At 64.3% G+C, this 15,331-nt stretch carries 10 protein-coding genes; all 10 read left to right on the top strand.

Going from position 1 to position 15,331, the window contains the following annotated elements:
* Positions 1-128: 128 nt before the first annotated feature.
* Complete coding sequence (locus HR9077_RS10500; protein WP_136066952.1) at positions 129-884, top strand: hypothetical protein; 756 nt, start codon at positions 129-131, stop codon at positions 882-884.
* Positions 885-942: 58 nt separating this feature from the next.
* Entirely contained in the window at positions 943-1,476 is a 534-nt protein-coding gene (tssB, locus tag HR9077_RS10495) for a type VI secretion system contractile sheath small subunit (RefSeq protein WP_136066951.1), read from the top strand.
* 12 nt (positions 1,477-1,488) lie between these two features.
* Positions 1,489-2,988, top strand: coding sequence for a type VI secretion system contractile sheath large subunit (tssC, locus tag HR9077_RS10490; protein ID WP_136066950.1), 1,500 nt, complete (start codon positions 1,489-1,491; stop codon positions 2,986-2,988).
* A gap of 73 nt (positions 2,989-3,061) precedes the next feature.
* On the top strand, positions 3,062-3,547 hold the full coding sequence (gene tssE, locus HR9077_RS10485) for a type VI secretion system baseplate subunit TssE (protein ID WP_136066949.1): 486 nt from the start codon (positions 3,062-3,064) through the stop codon (positions 3,545-3,547).
* A complete protein-coding gene (gene tssF / locus HR9077_RS10480) occupies positions 3,547-5,382 on the top strand; it encodes a type VI secretion system baseplate subunit TssF (protein WP_136066948.1) in 1,836 nt (611 codons plus the stop codon). Before tssE ends, tssF begins: the two co-directional genes overlap by 1 nt.
* Entirely contained in the window at positions 5,346-6,422 is a 1,077-nt protein-coding gene (gene tssG, locus HR9077_RS10475; RefSeq protein WP_244613152.1) for a type VI secretion system baseplate subunit TssG, read from the top strand. The genes tssF and tssG overlap by 37 nt, the downstream gene beginning before the upstream one ends.
* Positions 6,419-9,088 carry a type VI secretion system ATPase TssH gene (gene tssH, locus HR9077_RS10470; protein WP_136066947.1) on the top strand — a complete coding sequence of 890 codons (2,670 nt, stop codon included), beginning with the start codon at positions 6,419-6,421 and terminating at the stop codon, positions 9,086-9,088. Before tssG ends, tssH begins: the two co-directional genes overlap by 4 nt.
* Positions 9,089-9,129: 41 nt before the next feature.
* Positions 9,130-11,757, top strand: coding sequence for a type VI secretion system Vgr family protein (locus tag HR9077_RS10465; RefSeq protein ID WP_136066946.1), 2,628 nt, complete (start codon positions 9,130-9,132; stop codon positions 11,755-11,757).
* Positions 11,758-11,793: 36 nt separating this feature from the next.
* The gene (locus HR9077_RS10460; protein ID WP_168380932.1) at positions 11,794-12,648 is read left to right on the top strand and encodes a DUF4123 domain-containing protein; all 855 of its coding nucleotides are present in this window, start codon (positions 11,794-11,796) and stop codon (positions 12,646-12,648) included.
* A complete protein-coding gene (locus HR9077_RS10455; protein ID WP_210725911.1) occupies positions 12,641-15,331 on the top strand; it encodes a T6SS effector BTH_I2691 family protein in 2,691 nt (896 codons plus the stop codon). The genes HR9077_RS10460 and HR9077_RS10455 overlap by 8 nt, the downstream gene beginning before the upstream one ends.

Genomic DNA, 15,331 nt, shown 5'->3' with positions numbered 1-15,331 from the left:
ATATCCTTCAGCCGCCGATATCGCTCGACTGTTTGGCATCGAGACGGCCGCTATCGTCTCGAGTCGAATCGTCAGTTGATAATCACGGGTTCACCCGACAACGCTGCCGCTTTTATCAGGGACCGAGCATGACCCAGTCATTCGACGTTGATGGATTCATCCGCTCACGCAAGCAGACGCGCGTGGTGTCGGATCTGCTCAAGGCCCAGGCGGCGGATTACCTGGCGACGCTCGCGCCGCTGGTAAGGCCTCAGCCGCTGTTCGGGGAGTATCTGCAGGGGGCGCCTCGCGGGAGTGGCCGCGAGACACAGCACCACTTCAAGGAGTTCCGCACCCTGTTCGACGCGCATGCGGGCGAACGCCCCTTCAACCTGCTCAACGAGCTCGAGGTGCCGCTCAATATCATCAACTCGACGCCGGAACTGTTTCCGCTGGAGTACGACCATGCGTTGAGCGATGGCGGCATGGTCCGCGTCACCAGCCCGGTGCGCTGGGTCGTGGGATACGCCTCGTTCGACCTGAGCCGGTTCCGCCAGGTGGTCGCCGATCCCAACCGCAGCGGCTCCGAACTTCACCGTTTCGTGCTCCACTACCTGATGCTGTTCCACTGTTTCAGCCGCGCCGGCGGGCTGGGCCGCCTGTTCAAGGGCCTGCGCTTCCCGATCAGCTTCCAGTGTCTGGACGACTTCGGCGACCTGCCCTTCTGCGTCATCAGTTCGCCGGTGACCTCGACGCTGCCCGACGACGGTGTCATCCGCCACAGCACCGAAATCTCCGGCAGCCGCAACTTCGAGGAGCTGATCTCCGAGGAAGCGATCGGCGCGATGCGCGACGAACTTCGCGAACGGCTGGTCGCCGCGGTCCGCGACGCTCCCTCGCACTGACCGCTCGCCAGGGTTTCGCTGCTCCACGATCCCGCCATCCCGAGGAAGGACGACTTCAATGGCCAAGAAAGAAAGCACTCAACACAAGCTCTCCCGCGTGCGGGCACCGCGCGTGCACCTCACCTACGACGTCGAGATCGGCGACAGTATCGAGAAGAAGGAGCTGCCGTTCGTGGTCGGCGTGATGGGCGACTACTCCGGCAACCCGCTCGAGCCGCTGCCCCGCCTGAAGGACCGCAAGTTCGTCCACGTCGACCGCGACAACTTCGACAGCGTGATGAAAGGCGTCAGGCCGCGTCTGAGCTACCGGGTCGACAACACCCTGGCCAACGACGGCTCGCAACTGCCGGTGGAACTCAACTTCAAGCGCATGGAGGACTTCGAGCCGCAGGAGGTGGTACGCCAGGTCGAGCCTCTGCGCAAGCTGCTCGAGGTGCGCAACAAGCTGGCCGACCTGCGCAACAAGATGGGCGGCAACGACAAGCTCGAGGAGCTGTTGATGGACGTTCTGCAGAACACCGACAAGCTCAATGCACTGGGTGAGGAGCTCGGCCGCGAAGCCGCCGCCCAGCCTCAGGACGAGAAGCAATAACAGGAGTCTTCCATGGCCGAGAATCAGACCGATAACCCGTCGCAGAACGAATCCCAGGAAGTCTTCGCCCCCGAGACTTCGCTGCTCGACAGCATCATTTCCGAGAGCCGTGTGGCCCGCTCGGAAACCGAGCGCACCCGCACCCGCGACCTGATCGACGAACTGGTCAACCAGGTGCTCGAGGGCGAAGTCACGCCGAGCAAGGACCTTATCGCCGTGCTCGACTCGCGCATCGCCGAAATCGACTCGCTGCTCTCCGACCAGATGAACGAGATCATGCACGCCAGCGAGTTCCAGCAGCTCGAGGCATCCTGGCGCGGGCTCAAGTACCTGACCGAGCAGACCGAGACCGGCACCAACCTGAAGATCCACATGTTGAACGCGTCCAAGAAGGACCTGGTCAAGGATCTCAAGTCGGCCTCCGAGTTCGACCAGAGCGCGCTGTTCAAGAAGGTCTACGAGGAAGAGTACGGGACCTTCGGCGGCGCCCCCTTCGGCATGCTGATCGGCGACTACGAGTTCGGCCGCCATCCGCAGGACATGTACCTGCTGGAACAGGTCTCGCATGTCGCCGCCGCGGCCCACGCGCCCTTCATCTCCTCGGCCTCGCCGGAGCTGTTCGGCTGGGACGCCTTCACCGACATGACCGGCCCGCGGGACCTGGCCAAGATCTTCGACACCGTCGAATACGCCAAGTGGAAGTCCTTCCGCAACTCGGAGGACGCCCGCTACGTCGGCCTCACCCTGCCCCACGTGCTCGGCCGCCTGCCCTATGGCGAGGAGACCACGCCGGTCGAGGAGTTCAACTTCACCGAGAACGTCGACGGCCGCGACCACCACAAGTACCTGTGGATGAACGCCGCCTACGCCATGGGCGCGCGCGTCACCGATGCCTTTGCCAAATACGGCTGGTGCGTGGCCATCCGCGGTGTCGAGGGCGGCGGCCTGGTCGAGGACCTGCCGACCCACACCTTCAAGACCGACGACGGCGAAGTGGCGCTCAAGTGCCCCACCGAGATCTCGATCACCGACCGTCGCGAGAAGGAGCTGTCGGACCTCGGCTTCATCCCGCTGGTGCACTGCAAGGGCACCGACTACGCCGCCTTCTTCGGCACCCAGTCGGCCCAGCTGCCGAAGCAGTACAACACCGACGTGGCCAATGCCAACGCCCGGCTGTCGTCGCAGCTGCAGTACATCTTCGCCACCTCGCGCATCGCCCACTTCATGAAGGCGATCATGCGCGACAAGGTGGGCAGCTTCGCGTCCCGCCAGAACGTCGAGGACTACCTCAACGAATGGCTCTCGCAGTACGTGCTGCTGGACGACAACGCCGGCCAGGAAGCCAAGGCCAAGTACCCGCTGCGCGAGGCGCGCGTGGAAGTCGCCGAGGTGCCCGGCAAGCCCGGCTCCTACAAGGCCGTCACTTTCCTGCGCCCGCACTACCAGCTAGACGAGCTGACCGCGTCACTGCGCCTGGTGTCGGAACTGCCGCAGTCGACTCGCGGTTCCTGAACCGAGCGGCGATTCGGCGGGCACCGGCAAGCGGCCGGTGCCCGCCGCACGAACGATCACGGAGTGTCGCCAGATGAGCGAGCCCTTGCAGATGGTGCCGACGCTTCTCGACCGTCTTCTCGACGACGAGCCGCAGCACACCACCGAGAGTCGTCCCGGGCACCGCTGCTCGGTGAACGAGTACAAGGCCAGCGTGGTTCGCGACCTGGAATTGCTGGTCAATACCCGGCGCGAGCTGGTCGCCGGCGAGCTCGATGCCTGGCCGACCCTGCAGGACACCCTGCTCGACTATGGCCTGCCCGACTTCATCAGCCGCGGCGTGCGCAGCAGCGACGATCGACGCCTCATCCAGCGTCAGTTGGAGCGCACCATCGAGCATGGCGACAAGCGCTTCAGCAGCGTTCGCGTCCAGTTGCTCAACCCCGACGATGGCCACGACCGGATCCTGCAGTTCCGCATCGAAGCGGTGCTCTCGCTCAGCGAAGTGAGTCAGCACGTTGCCTTCGATGCCGTATTGCAAGTCAATACCCGACAGTACAAGGTGCACAATCTAACCTGATGCTCGACGACCTGCTGCCCTACTACGAGAAGGAACTCTCGCACCTGCGCTTTCTGGGTCAGGAGTTCGCAAGCCGATATCCCAAGATCGCCTCGCGGCTGCTGCTCGAAGGCGACGACTGCGAGGATCCGCACGCCGAGCGCATGATCGAGGCGTTCGCGTTTCTCAGCGCGCGCGTGCACAAGAAGCTCGACGACGATTTCCCCGAGATCGTCGAGGCGTTCCTGGACGTGCTCTACCCGCACTATCTGCGGCCAACCCCGGCGCTGTCGATCGTCGAGTTCGACCCTGGCCCGCAGACCTCGCTGACCGGACGCTACCACCTGCCGCGCCACACCATGCTGCACTCGCGGCCGATCGAAGACTCGTTCTGCCGCTTCCGCACCTGCTACCCGGTCGATGTGTGGCCGATCGCCCTGACCGGCGCCGAACTGACACGCCTGGAACGTTCGTCGTTCAACGCCCACGGCAACGACAACGTGGCCCAGCTGACGCTGGCGCTGGAGAGCCTGGGCAATACCGATTTCGGCAAGCTGGAACTGGACCGGCTGCGTTTCTTCCTGGACGGCGAAGGCAGTCTGATGCATCCGCTCTACGAGCTGCTGTTCAACAACGTCGCGCGCATCTCGGTGAGTTTCGTCGACGCCGGCCAGCGCCGCGAGATCAGGCTGGCGCCCGATGCCATCGCTCCTGTCGGCTTTGGCCACGACGAGGGCTTGATCGACTACTCGGAACGCTCTTTCCTGGGCTACCGGCTGCTCCACGAATACTTCACCTTCCCCGAGAAGTTCCTGTTCTTCGATCTCGAGGGACTGGCACGTCCGCTGGCCGGCAAGGCGGTGACCCAGCTCCAGCTGCACTTCCTGTTTAGCGACTACGACCAGCACGAGCGGCTGGCGCGCCTGGCCCAGACCATCGGGCGCCACAATTTCCGGCTCGGCTGCACCCCGGTGGTCAACCTGTTCCCGCAACAGGCCGAACCGATCAAGCTCAGCCACACGCGCCACGAATACCCGGTAGTGCCGGATGTGCGCCATGCGCGCTCGACCGAGATCGTCTCGATCGACGACGTCACCCGGGTGATCCGCACCGCCAGTCGCGACGAAGTCGCTCCCTGCCTGCCGTTCTTCGAGCCGCGGGACAGCGACAAGCAGGCGCGGCAGAGTTACTGGATCGCTCGCCGCGTGGCCTCGGAGGACGCCCGCGACCCGGGGACCGAGATGCGCCTGCGCGTGGTCGACCGCGAGCTGGGGCTGCTCGACGGCAGCAGCGATACCCTCAGCCTCAAGCTCACCTGCAGCAACCGCGACCTCCCGCAGTTGATGACCTTCGGCGATCCCCGGGGCGACTTCACCCTCGACCGCGAGCAGGTCGTGCAGCGCATCCGCTGCCTGCGAAAGCCCACGCCATCGATCCGCCCCCCCATGGGCAAGGGCGTGATATGGCGGCTGATCTCGCATTTGTCGCTCAACCATCTGTCGCTGGTTTCGGACGGTCGCGAGGCGTTGATGGAGCTGCTGTCGCTCTACAACTACCGTCAGGCCTCGGCGATCCGCAAGCAGATCAACGGCCTCGCCGCCATCCACAGCGAGCCGGTGATGACGCGTATCGGCCATCCGCGTCCTGCCTTCGTGCGCGGCACCGGCATCACGCTGGAGTTCGACGAGAGTCAGTTCACCGGCAGCGGCATCTATCTGTTCGGCATGGTACTGGACCACTTCTTCGGCCAGTACTGCAGCCTCAACAGTTTCACCCAGCTCACCCTTCGCTCCCGGCAGCGTGAACAGCGAGTCGCCCAATGGCAGCCAAGAACCGGTACTCAGCCCCTGGTCTGATCGACCAGGCCCGTGCGGAACCCTGGCGATTCGGCTTCTTTCAGCTGGTGCGCCTGCTACGGCTGCACTACAGCCGAACCGGGCGCATCGACCCCGAAAACCGTCCGCACCAGGATCCGCTGCGCTTTCGTTCGCTGCTGTCGCTGAACTTTCCGCCCAGCGAGATCAGCGACCTCAGCTTCGAGAGCGACAAGACCCGCTCCGCCAATGGCGACCCGCTGAGCGAGATCCAGGTCACCTTCATGGGACTGGTGGGGCCCTCCGGGGTCCTGCCCCGCCCCTATACCGAGCTGCTGATCAACCGCCACATCGAGAAGCGCGATGACGCTGCCCACGCGTTCATGGACGTGTTCTCGCACCGCATGACGGCGCTTTTCTACGAGGCGTGGCAGAAGTACCGCTTCCACATCGAGTACGAACGCAAGGGCAGCGCCGACTTCGAGGACTGGCTGCTGCACCTGGTCGGGTTCACGCCGACGACGCGAGCCCAGCGACTCGACCGCGAGGACGACCCCGCTTCGCTGCGCCGCAATCTGTTCAACTGGTTTTCCGGGCTCTGGACCCAGCGCCCTCGTAACGCCGGCAATCTCGAGGCGATTCTGGAATACACCTTCCAGTTGCCTTGCCACGTGAAGCCCTTCACCGGCCGCTGGATACGCCTCGACCCCGCGCAGTACACCAGACTCGGCCAGGCCAACGCCAGGCTCGGCGAGAGCGCCATCGCGGGCACGCGGGTACGCGACTACCAGTCTGCGTTCCGGATCTCGTTCGGACCGCTGAATCTGGAGGCTTACCGCTCGCTGCTGCCGGAAACCGCCGCCCATCGGAAATTGCTGAAGCTGGTGCGCTTCTACGCCGGCATCGAACTCGACTTCGAGATCGAACTGATCCTCGACAAGCGCAGCACCCCCGCGCCCCAGTTGGGCAGGAACGGCAATCTCAGCCTGGGGCGGCTGGGTTGGCTCAACCCCACCGACCGACCGGCCGCCTCCCACGGCCATGCACTCTTCGACATTCCCTACGACGGAGCCACGGCGTGAGTCTCAAATCCCTCTTCGACAAGCTCAACGATCCCTGCCGCGAGGCCACCGAAGGCGCAGCGGCACTCTGCCTGGCCGAGCGTCAGTACGAGGTGGACATCGAGCACCTGCTGATCAAGCTGCTCGACAGCGACGACAACGACGTGTTGCGCATCGCCCGGCATTACGACGTCGTCCTCGACCGGCTGGCCTCGCAACTCGAGGAGACGATCGCCACCTTCAAGACCGGCAATACCCGCACGCCCGCGCTTTCGCCCCGTATCACCCGGCTGATCGAACGTGCCTGGGTGGTCGCCTCGATCGATCATGGCGAGGCGCAGATCCGCAGCGGCCACCTGCTGCTGGCGCTGTTGAAGGACGACGAGCTCCGCCGGGTCGTGATCGACGGCGCCCGGGAGCTCGAGCGCATCAACGTCGACGACCTGCAGGCGCATCTCGACGATCTGATCGGCGGCAGCAGCGAAGACCAGTACGTGCGTCCATTGGGCGAAGACGCGAACGGTAGAGGCCAGAGCGCTGGCCAGCCATCGGACGCCAGGCCGGGCGGCCATCGCTCCGGCAAGAGCAAGACCCCGGCGCTGGACCAGTACACCATCGACCTGACCGGCAACGCCCGCGCCGGCCGCATCGATCCGGTGCTCGGTCGCGAGGAGGAGGTCCGCCAGATGGTGGATATCCTCACCCGCCGGCGTCAGAACAATCCGATCCTCACCGGCGAGGCCGGGGTCGGCAAGACCGCGGTCGTCGAGGGTCTGGCTCTGCGCATCGTCGACGGCGACGTGCCCCCGCCGCTCGCCAACGTTGAGCTGCGCACGCTCGATCTCGGCCTTCTCCAGGCCGGCGCCGGGGTCAAGGGCGAGTTCGAGAATCGCCTCAAGAACGTGCTCGAGGAGACCAGGCGCAGCCTGCACCCGATCATCCTGTTCGTCGACGAGGCGCACACCCTGATCGGCAGTGGCGGCCAGGCCGGCCAGGGCGACGCCGCCAACCTGCTCAAGCCGGCGCTGGCGCGCGGCGAACTGCGCACCATCGCCGCCACCACCTGGGCGGAGTACAAGAAGTACTTCGAGAAGGACGCCGCCCTGGCCCGCCGCTTCCAGGTGGTCAAGGTCGAGGAGCCCGCCGAGCCGGTGGCCATCAATATGCTGCGCGGCCTGAACGAGCGCATGCAGGACCACCACAAGGTGACCATTCTCGACGACGCCATCGTCCAGGCCGTACGTCTGTCGCACCGCTACATCACCGGCCGCCAGTTGCCGGACAAGGCGGTCAGCGTGCTCGACACCGCCTGCGCCCGGGTTGCCCTCGCGCAATCCTCGCAGCCGGCGGCGCTGGAGGACGCCCACCGTCGCGTCGACAACCTCAACAGCGAGATTGCCATCCTCCAGCGCGAACAGCGTGAAGGCAGCGATCACGCCGAAACGCTGGCCGCACTCGACGAACAGCTTACCGCGACCCGCAGCGAGATCGACGACCTGAGCGCACGCTGGGAGCGTGAGCAGGAGATCGTGACGCGTCTCAAAGGATTGGAAGCGGAACGGGAAGCCATCGAGGCCGGTCAGCAAAGCGGCGATGCCGACGCGCTGAGCCGACAGATCGGCGAAGTCCGTCGCGAACTGGCCGAGGTCCAGGGCGAACATTCACTGGTGCACGGCCATGTCGACGGCAACGTGATCGCCGAGGTGATCTCCAACTGGACCGGCATCCCGCTGGGCAAGATGATGCGCGACGAGATCGCCACCGTGCAGCGCCTGCCCGAACTGCTCGGCGAGCGCGTGCTGGGCCAGGATCATGCGCTGGCCGAGATCGGCAAGCGCATCGCCATATCGCGGGCGCGGATGGAGGACCCCGACAAGCCGATCGGGGTCTTCCTGCTGCTCGGCCCCAGCGGCGTGGGCAAGACCGAAACCGCACTGTCGCTGGCCGATACGCTCTACGGCGGCGAGCGCAACGTCATCACCATCAACATGTCCGAGTACCAGGAAGCGCATACCGTTTCCAGTCTCAAGGGCTCGCCTCCCGGTTACGTCGGCTACGGCGAAGGCGGCGTGCTGACCGAGGCCGTGCGCCGCAAGCCTTACAGCGTGGTTCTTCTGGACGAGGTCGAGAAAGCGCACCCGGATGTGCTGGAACTGTTCTTCCAGGTGTTCGACAAGGGGGTGCTGGACGACGGCGAAGGTCGCGAGATCAACTTCCGCAATACCGTGATCCTGCTCACTTCCAACGTCGGCACCGACGACATCATGCCGCAGTGCCTGGGCGCCGAGTCCCTGCCCGCTCCGGATGCGATCGTCGAAAGCCTGCGCGACCGGCTCAACGCCGTGTTCAAGCCGGCGTTTTTGGGCCGCTTGAACATCATTCCCTACTACCCGGTGCAGAAGGAGATTCTGCACAACATCGTTCGGCTCAAGCTCGACCGCATCAAGCACCGCTTCGAATACAACCACCGCGCCGACTTCGAGTACGACCCGGCGATCGTCGAAGCCATCGCCGAGCGCTGCACCGACAGCGACAGCGGCGCGCGCAATATCGACAACATCCTCTCCGGCAGCCTGATGCCGACCATCGCCACGCAGGTGCTGGACCGCATGGCCAGCGGTGAATCCATCGAACAACTCACGGTCAGCCTCGACGCTCAGGGGGAGTTCGCATATGCCCTGCGCTGAGACCAAACCGCACCTAGCGAAAAAGCCAACGAGGTAGAGTCATGGCAGATTTATCAACGCTGGACAGTTTACTGGACACCTTCGACATCGACCTGTCGCAGTCGCAGCGTCTGCTGACCCTCGAGGTCGCCGGGGCGCGGCTGGTGCCCCACCGGCTGGTGGGCGAGGAGCGCGTCAGCGCGCCGTTCACCTACACCCTCGACTGCATCTCCCAGCAGAACGATCTCGAGCTCAAGACGCTGCTGGCCCAGCCGGCCCGGCTGGCGATCCTGCAGGCCGACGGCCGCTACCGTCGCCTGCACGGGCTGGTCTCCGAGGCGGCGCTGCTGGGCGAGGATGGCGGGGTCACCTACTACCAGCTCACCCTGGTGCCGTGGCTCAAGATGCTCGAACTGGGCCGCGACAGCCGCATCTTCCAGGACCGCTCGGTGGTCGATGTGCTCACCGCCGTGTTCGACGGTCATGAACTGGCCAGGGGCCGCTACCGCTTCGACCTGCGTCGCGACTACCCCGCGCGCAGCTACTGCGTGCAGTATCGCGAGAGCGATCTGAACTTCATCAGCCGCCTCTGCGAGGAGGAAGGCCTCTGGTGGTACGCCGAGTTTGCCGGTGAAGACGATGACTTCGACGGCCACCGCATCGTCTTCACCGACGACGTCGACACCTGCCAGCCGGTCTCGCCCCAGGCAATTCGCTTCCACCGCCAGGACGCCACCGAGCGTGAGGATGCGCTGACCCGCTGGGGCGGCGTGCGCACCCAGCAGCCCACCCGGGTCAGCGTCGGCACCTTCGACTACAAGCAGCCCTCGCTCACCAAGCGCACCGGGCTGGATACGCTCAGCGACCAGGGCAACCTGCCGCAAACCGAGGTCTACGACTACGCCGGCGAGTACTACTACCACGGCTTCGAGCGCGGCGAACGCCTCACCGAGAACCGCCTCGAGGCCCACGAGTCCCTGGCCAAGCGCTTTCGCGGCAGCGGCGGCGCCCGCCAGCTCCAGGCCGGGCGCTGGTTCGAGCTCAGCCAGCACCCCTTGCACGACACCGGTGGCGAAGAAGAACGCCAGTTCCTGCTGCTGGGCGTCACCGTCCACGCCGAGAACGCGCTGCCGGTTTCGGCCCAGCTCCAGGCGCTGCCCGGCAGCCTGCAGCCGCAGATCGATGCCGCCAAGAAGGCGCACGGTCTCGAGGCAGAAACGGCCGATCCCACCGGTGAACGCCTTGCGGGCCGTCTCAAGGACTATGCCACCGGCGGCACCGGCCACTTTCTGGTCGATCTTGAGGCCCAGCGCCGCACCCAGCCCTATCGCCACCCGCTGACCCATCAGCGTCCGGTGATCGGCGGCCCGCAGACCGCCACCGTGGTCGGCCCCGCCAATGAGGAGATCCACACCGACCCCCTCAACCGCGTGCGGGTGCAGTTCCACTGGGACCGTCAGGGGCAGAGCGACGAGAATTCCAGCGTCTGGCTGCGGGTCTCCCAGCCCAACGCCGGCGCCGGCTGGGGCAGTGTGTTCGTGCCGCGGATCGGTCAGGAAGTCCTCGTCGACTTCCTCGAGGGTGACGCCGACCGCCCGCTGATCACCGGCCGGGTCTACAACGGCGAGCAGACCCCCGACTGGCACAGCCACGGCCTGCTCTCCGGGTTCAAGAGCAAGACCTATCGCGGCAGCAAGTACAACGAACTCGTCTTCGACGACGCCACCGACCAGGAGCGGGTGCGTCTCAACTCCGAAGCCGAGAAGAGCCAGCTCAACCTCGGCTACCTGATCCACCAGACCGGCAATACCCGAGGCGCCTTCCGTGGCACCGGGTTCGAACTGCGCAGCGACGCCTATGGCGCCATCCGCGCCAACCAGGGGCTGTACCTCACCAGCTGGGGCCAGCTCGGCGCCAGCGGCGACCAGCTCGACCTCACCCCGGCGAAGCAGCAGCTCGACAGCGCCTACAACCTCACCGACAGCCTCAGCCAGAGCGCGGCGGACCATAACGCCGACGCCCTCGACAGCCGGACGAATCTCAGGCAGGCCGGGGATGACGCCGACGACACCTACGGCGACAGCGAGCAGCTCACGGATGCCGACCAGAGCAACGCCCGCGGCGCCTCCGACAGCGGCGGTCGGGGCCAGGCCGCGCGCATGAAAGCGCCCTGGCTGCACCTGGCCTCGCCGGCCGGCATCACGGCGAGCACCCCCGAGTCGACCCACCTGGCCCAGGGCCGTTCGCTGAGCGTTTCCAGCGGCGAGGACGTCAACATCGCCACCGGCAGGAGCCTGGTGGCGTCGATCTCGGAGAAGCTCTCTCTGTTCGTGCAGAAGGCCGGCATCAAGCTGTTCGCGGCGCGGGGCAAGGTCGAGGTCCAGGCCCAGAGCGATGCCATGGAATTGACCGCCGAAAAGGACGTCAAGATCACCTCCACCGAGGGGCGAGTCGAGATCAACGCCGCCAACGGCATCCTGTTGCACAGCGGTGGCGGCTATATCCGCATCGAAGGCGGCAACATCGACGTCCACGGCCCGGGCAAGATCGATATCAAGGGCGCGCAGCACCAGTTCGGCGGGCCGACGAGCCTGGACGTGGCGATGCCCGAGTTGCCGGAGGGAGAGTGCGAAAAGCAGTTCGCGGGCGCCGATAAATCGTCTTCAGGCAGCACGCCCGTGGGAGGCTGACCCATGTCGGCAATGAGGGAGCCATCTCCGGCTCGCATGCACGACACCAGTCTAACGGCGGCGTCGTTGCGCGAATTCGACTATGCCGTGATCAATCCCTTGGTCGTGCACGAACGTGACTGGCGCGATCTGCCTGTTCGGGCGCTGGAAACGTCGCCCGCACCCGCGCGGGCGCATCGCCTACCACAGCTCGTCGAGCTTCACGCGTTGCCCGATGAGACGTGCGAGGACCTTATCGACCGTACCCGGCGCTATCGCAAGCGTGGGGCCTTGTTCTTCTCGGCGTTGATGATGGGAAAAGCCGATATTAAGCATACGACCCATCACCTACGTCGCCAGCTATTGCAGCGGCGTCCTGATGATCGCCAATATCACTGGTTCCGCTATTACGATCCTCTCGTCTTCCGCCATCTGGCGTGGTTGTTGAAGCCGACGCAGCTGGCCCGGCTGATGGGGCCTCTCGATCAATGGTCGTGGTTCGATGTGCAGGGGCGGTCTTATGCCTTGCAACGCCCTGACGTCACGACATCCATCGATTGGATGGAACTGACTCGCGCTCAATGGACCAGCATCGATCGCTTCGCGGACCTGAACCGGAGCCTACGTCGTCTGGCCACGCTGGCGCCCGACTGGCCGCAGGACGCGCCCCACTGTCAGTGGCTGGATGACACCCTGCGGCATGCACAACGCTCGGTTCTATCGCTTGAGGATCAGCCGACGCTTGCAGAAAGAGCAGCTATGCACCTGCCGGATCTTGCCGGGCAGGACCTGGTGAGTCGATTCATGACACTGGCCACGCGGCGCTTTTCCGATGTTAGCGGTCACCTGGACGCATTGAGTGAAACCGAATGGAACACCCTCATTTCAGACTTAAGGAACGGACATGAGTAGTGCCAATAGTCCACGCCCCGATTGCAGCTTCTGTGGTGGTGGCGGCCTGCCGATCCTGCCCGTGCGCTATGCCGTGGCGCGTAGCGATGATGTCAGCCTCAAAGCCCCTGATTTGCCGTCGGATCTACAGGATGATGCCGTCTCGCAGATTGCGCTGTCGGGGGGCCAGCACTACACGCTGAGGCTGCTGCGAGAAGGCTTTCTGTATGTCTTCAACGCGGCTCGTGGACGCTGGCAAGGCTACTACGTGACCGATGAAGGCTTTCTCAGTCGCTACATCGATGTCACCAATGACGAGCTGCTGGCGCTCGATCCCGACTCGCCGGGACCGCTCGATGCCGATATCAATGCGTCGGTGGAAGATGAGGAATTCCCGTGTCGCGCCAACCCCGATCACGTCTATCCGGGACGCTGCATCACGGTACCCGCGGCCCAGGATGCTCAAGATATTTATCTGGCCTTCTCGGACGACCGCTGGACCAAACGCGTGTGGAAAGAGCACGCCTCCAACACGAATGGTCGGCGTGACACCATGCGCAAACTTTCCCTGCCGCAATGGAAACGCGGCTCGGCGGACTATGCCCGCCCGCTCGGTGAACTGGGAGAGCTTGTGGCTGAAGCCAATTTCCCTTGGGTACGACGTCGATCGCGGGACGCTGGTGACAGCGACGCGGCACAGACCACGGAAGTGAGCGCGTTGAGCCACAGCCTGGCACCCGTCAACGGGATTCGGGACGACGTCGACGGGTTCATCGATTGGTCACAGCGACAAGCCGAGCCAAGTGAAATGACGCCGGCGCTGTTCGTCCTCGACGACCCGGCCGGTGTCACCAGTGATCTCGCCGCGCTACTCGAGGCCCGCGAGCAAGAGTTCAACGAACAGGAAGCCATCAAGCGTCCCTTCGTCACAGCGGGTGTCGTCAATGCCCTGCGCGATGGGTTTCGGGAGCGGGCGCGGCAGCAACGGGCCAACGAGATCGTAGAAAACCAGCTCAAGGAAACCTACTATGGGGCGGATAAGACCGGCGGGCATCCGGGGTTTGAGCACAGCATCAAGGCCAGTTTCGAGCGCCGGCAGAAAGAAGACCCCGCTTTCCGGCAGGAGGTCGAGGCCTTTCGACGGGAGACGCTTCGAGGCATCAGCGAGGAGGAACTCGAAGAGGCCGCCGACGACGCCTGGGGCAAGTATGGCGACAAGCTCCGCCCCGGCGAGCCCGACGCCTGGATGGAAAATACCTATCGCACGCAGTTGTCAGCATACGACAAAGACAACATGCGACCACTGGCTTCAGCCTATGTGGGCTGGTTGACCGGCAATCCGCTGCTGATCTACCTCAACAGCCGGTTCGATGACGATAACGTCGAATCGGGTATCAATTTCGTCTCCGTTATCTCCTTCGTGCTGCTGGGTACCCAGAGCTACGCGCCTGCGTTCAAGCAGTATGTCGAATGGCTGTCGGCGAGCGAAATCGACAATAGCAACCTGCTTTTGCGGGGAATGGGGCTGAACCAGAAGACCTTGATTGAGCAAATCATGGCGGCGAGCGACGCCAATTTTGGCGAACCGGGCAACAACCCCGCCACCCTGCCCTGGGGGACAGTGATTGCCACTTATCTCGGGCTGACGGAAGATTATCCCGACGAGGTTGCCTCGCCCGCCAGAATGCTCGGCCATGTGCTGGGGCCGATGCAAAGTGCCGTGGGGGGCGACCAGACGCCGGCGCCGTTCCTGGTGACATTGGGGATGATCTCCGGCCGCTCGATTCAGATCACCCAAGCCAGCGTGACATTCGAGGAAGCCCTATCCCGAACGCGCGAGCCTCTCAAGCTGATCCAACCCGACTGGGGCGAGAGCGAGCTGCGCCAGTTCCAGCAGAAGGTTCGGGTAGAGACGCGCTCGCTCATTGCGGTCAATGGGGACCCCCCGGTGACCTTCGATATACGCCAGATAGACCTCACTCCACTCGAGGACTTTATGGCTGAGACGTCTTCGCCATCCAGGGCTATCAGTCTGACGGGACGAGAAAAACTGGAGTTTTCGGCGGGTATCGTGGGGGTAGCGCTGGCATATGTCAGTCTGAACGATCAGCTCGGCAAGATGAACGGCATTCTGGACGCGGGGCTCCGCGCCCAAGGGCGTCTACTCGGTATGGGGCTCGCCCTGGCCGGCGGTGCCGCCGAGCTGGTTGGCAAAACGCTGGAGCATGCCCGTGGCGTGTTCTTCGCTGAGGCACGTTTTGTAGGTACGCAGCGTACACTTCTGGCCGCCGGACGATTCCTTGGGTTGGCAGGCGGTGTCATCTTGGGAGCGATAGATATATGGGAGGGAGTCGATAAATTAAGGGCGGACAAGCTAGTGATCGGGAGACTATATATAGCTTCTGGCTTGTTCACGACCATTGCCAGCTTCTCTATATTTTTCGCCAGCATCGGCTCCGCTGCCAGAATGGCTGGGAGCACGATTCTATTGGCGAGACTAGCGGTAGCGTTATGGTGGACAGGGCTCATACTCGGCATTGTCGCCATCGCGGCCTCAGTCGCTATCTGGTACTTCACTGAGAATGACCTGCAGGAGTGGTTGGCGGAGGGTGCTTTTGGCGAGCGCGGTGACCCGGGTCCGGGTAGTGTCAGATTAGAAGCCGAGTTACAGCGCCTCGAAGCCATGGCCCATAAGGAAGGATGA

Origin of the sequence: Modicisalibacter radicis (genome assembly GCF_900961225.1) — a bacterium.
Lineage (GTDB): Bacteria > Pseudomonadota > Gammaproteobacteria > Pseudomonadales > Halomonadaceae > Modicisalibacter.
The sequence above is the reverse complement of the archived record's forward strand: the minus strand, read 5'-3'. Positions and strand labels throughout refer to the sequence as shown.